This window comes from Streptomyces sp. NPDC002130, assembly GCF_040296465.1.
In the GTDB taxonomy this organism is placed as follows: domain Bacteria; phylum Actinomycetota; class Actinomycetes; order Streptomycetales; family Streptomycetaceae; genus Streptomyces.
On sequence record NZ_JBEOXI010000482.1, the window covers coordinates 1 to 3076 of the forward strand.

3 protein-coding genes and 1 pseudogene are annotated in these 3076 nt (G+C 59.1%); 2 read left to right on the top strand and 2 right to left on the bottom strand.

Features of this window, described 5'->3' with window-relative positions:
* Positions 1-98 precede the first annotated feature (98 nt).
* Entirely contained in the window at positions 99-572 is a 474-nt protein-coding gene (locus ABT116_RS41420; RefSeq protein WP_351645432.1) for a tyrosine-type recombinase/integrase, read from the top strand.
* Between the two features lie 14 nt (positions 573-586).
* Here ABT116_RS41420 and ABT116_RS41425 read toward each other — a convergent pair.
* Positions 587-880, bottom strand: a pseudogene (locus ABT116_RS41425) (transposase); the annotation flags it as partial.
* 178 nt (positions 881-1058) lie between these two features.
* On the opposite strand from ABT116_RS41425, the gene ccsA reads away from it, so the two are divergent.
* Complete coding sequence (ccsA, locus tag ABT116_RS41430; RefSeq protein ID WP_351645435.1) at positions 1059-1226, top strand: cytochrome c biogenesis protein CcsA; 168 nt, start codon at positions 1059-1061, stop codon at positions 1224-1226.
* Positions 1227-1981: 755 nt separating this feature from the next.
* On the opposite strand, the gene ABT116_RS41435 is transcribed toward ccsA, so the two are convergent.
* Positions 1982-2668, bottom strand: a complete 687-nt coding sequence (locus tag ABT116_RS41435; protein ID WP_047270628.1) for a DUF305 domain-containing protein — start codon at positions 2666-2668, stop codon at positions 1982-1984.
* Positions 2669-3076: the final 408 nt, after the last annotated feature.

Consider the following 3076-nt stretch of genomic DNA (forward strand, 5'->3'; position numbering starts at 1 on the left):
ACACGCGGCCGTCGAAGCCCTTGTCGAGGTTCGAGACCTCCACGACCACGTCACCCAGGCGCGGCGGTGCCGGGATCTGGATCTCGTCGAAGTCGAGCTTGCACCCTCATCAGCTGCGGCACACACTCGCGACGCAGGCCATCAACCGGGGTATGAGCCTCGAGGCGATCGCCGCATTGCTCGGGCACAAGACAATGGAGATGACGATGGTCTATGCCCGAATCGCGGACCGGACCGTTGCCGACCAATACTTCTCCGTCACAGAGAAAGTCGAAGCCCTCTACAGTAAACACGAACCCGCCGTCCTGCCTGCCGAGGACGAGCCCGCCGCGATGCGCAAACTCCGCGCCGAAGCCCACCGGCGGATGCTCGGTAACGGCTACTGCGCACGCCCAGTCGAACTCGACTGCCACTTCGAGTCGATCTGCGAGTCATGCACGTTCTTCGTCACCACCATCGAGTTTCTCCCCACCCTCACCCGTCAGCGAGACGACGCCGCAGACAAGGGCCAGATCGGGCGGCAGAAGGTCTTCGACGGACTTATCCAGCGACTCGACGACACGGGCACTTGACATCGATCACCCACATAAACCGATGCCGACTTCAGGATCTCGTTGGCACGCTTGAGTTCCCGATTCTCAGCGCGAAGCTTGCGCATTTCCGCTGCCATTTCGCTCGTCACGCCGGGCCGCTGGCCGGCGTCGGTTTGCGCTCTCCGGATCCAGTTGAGCAACGTCTGCGCTGTTCCGATACCGAGTTTGTCGGCCACGGATTCGACCGCGGCCCACTCCGACGGGTACTCGTGTTGGACCTCGGCGACCATCCGCACTGCCCGCTCACGCAGTTCGGGCGGGTACCTTTTGTTCGTTGCTGACGACATGACTCCATCTTTCCCAAAGGATGAAGTCCCCGGAAACTCCGGTGCGATTCATAGTGCGCGATTGGATGTTGTCAAGAAGGATGGGACCCCAAGGAAACGGTCTCCTGTTGACGACGGTTGAAAACTAGTCCAGAAACGACGGGTGGTCTAGTTTTCAACCGTCGTTCACATCTCCTTCATCGCTTGGGTGATCTACGCCGCCTCTCTGCACGCGCGTGCTACTTCTGGTTGGCGCGATACCCGTGCCGCCTGGATAATCATTGCCGGTTTCGTCGCAATGCTGTTCAATCTCTTCATCATCAAGATGGATGTCTCCGGCCTCCATTCGTACGCGGGACTCAACTGAGAGCGAGCGGGTGAGAGTGGCGCGGGGGCATATGGATCAGGGGAGCCCCGCGCCTGCATGCCGGGGGAGTGGCGCAGCCATTCTGATGTGAGTGTGTGAACGTGGTGATCAAACTTGTCAATCATGCGCACTTCCTGCCCTTGCAAGGCGGAAGCCGTTGTGGCGCCGCGTCAGGGAGTTTCTTTTCCCGACATCCTGCGCGACACTCGAGTTCATCGTGTATCAGTGTCAACCTGATGTGGTCGCACCTGCTCAATACCGGCTGGCTTTCGAGTCGGTACGCCTCCGCGATCAACTCGGAGTCGGTCATCCCCCGCCGAACGTCCTGCATCATGACCTCCATGTCGTCTGTTCTCGTTTGCGTACCCGGCCTGTCCCTCGTTAATCGATGGGCTCGGTTTGCGCCTGGACCTGATTGATGCAAATAGATCGGTTCGGTTCAGGCGTGGGTTTTTGTGCACCCGTTCCTACCTCGTGCTGGTGGGTATCCCACGGAGCCTGACCAGAATGTTGAGCCCGACGAATGTGACCGCGCACGCAGGACGGCGCGTGCGGATCTCGGGATATCTTCGGGTGTAATTACCAAACCCTCCAACAAATGAGGTTGCCTCGATAGTGTTCGGTGTCCTCCGGGGTATTGACCTGTCGCCTAGAAGGCTCGGTGCCTCTGCCGAGGTCAATTGTCAAGCAGAGACACCGAGCCGCGTGCGCTCACATCCGACTGAAATCTGAGCAATGAACGCCGGAAGTCGTGATCACAGCGTGGCGAGAATGCCTTCCATCGTGGTGATTTCCTGGTTTTGCGCGCTGATGATGGTCTGCGCCATGGAGATAGCTTCGGGATACTGTCCGGAATCAACTTCAGTTTGCGCCATTGCGACAGCTCCGCGGTGATGGTCGATCATCTGAGCGAGGAACAGTTTCGCGGCATCGGTTCCCTGTGCATTCTGCAGCGCGGTCATGTCATCGGCGGACATCATCCCCTCCATCATTCCCGGCGTCATCCCCATGCTCTCTGAGGGCATCGGCATGTTCATGCTGGTAGAGGGTGTCATGCCTTCCATGCTGTGGGAGGTGGTCGGCATATTCATGCCAGAGGAGGACGAACTCTGTCCCCAGCTGGTCAACCAGGCCTGCAGCTGCTCGATTTCTGGGGCTTGCGCTGCCTTGATCTGTTCTGCCAACGTCGTCACTCGGGGGTCGATACCGTCTTTGGAGAGGAGCATGTCGCTCATCTGGACGGCCTGACTGTGATGCGGGATCATCTGCTCGGCGAATGTCACATCTGCCTGATTGTGAGTGCTCGCGTTCGCCGATGAACTGGATTCGGCACTCATTGACGTTGGCGTGGAGGTAGTTTCATCGGTATTGGAGCTGTTACATGCGGTGAGGACGAATAGTGCTGCAGTTGCTGCAGCACTGATTGCGAGGACCTTCTTCATATCGGGGAATCCCTTTCGCTGGGAGATCGGTTGTCGGGTCATGAGACGTTCTGTGAGGTGGACTTCGTAGTGCTGGGTGAAGGCCGGTGTTGATCTGGGGGAGAAGGGAGGCGTAGTCGCTTCAGCAGTAGTGCATTGACTGCGACGATGAAGCTGGACCCGGACATCGACAGCGCTGCGATCTCGGGGCGAAGTACAAGTCCGAGGGAGGGTTCGAAGACTCCAGCGGCGATGGGGAGGGCGATGACGTTGTACCCGACTGCCCATCCGAGGTTCTGTCTCATCTTGCGGAGGGTGCCTCGCCCGATTTGTAGTGCGGTTCGCAGCCCTGGTGGGACGTCATGACGACCTCCGCAGGGACACCAGGTCGGACAGCTCCCGGTCCGTCAGTTCCGTGAGGGAGGACTC

Excerpts from the sequence above, each read along its gene's own strand:
- ABT116_RS41435 (WP_047270628.1), bottom strand. The coding sequence starts at position 2,668 with ATGAAGAAGGTCCTCGCAATCAGTGCTGCAGCAACTGCAGCACTATTC.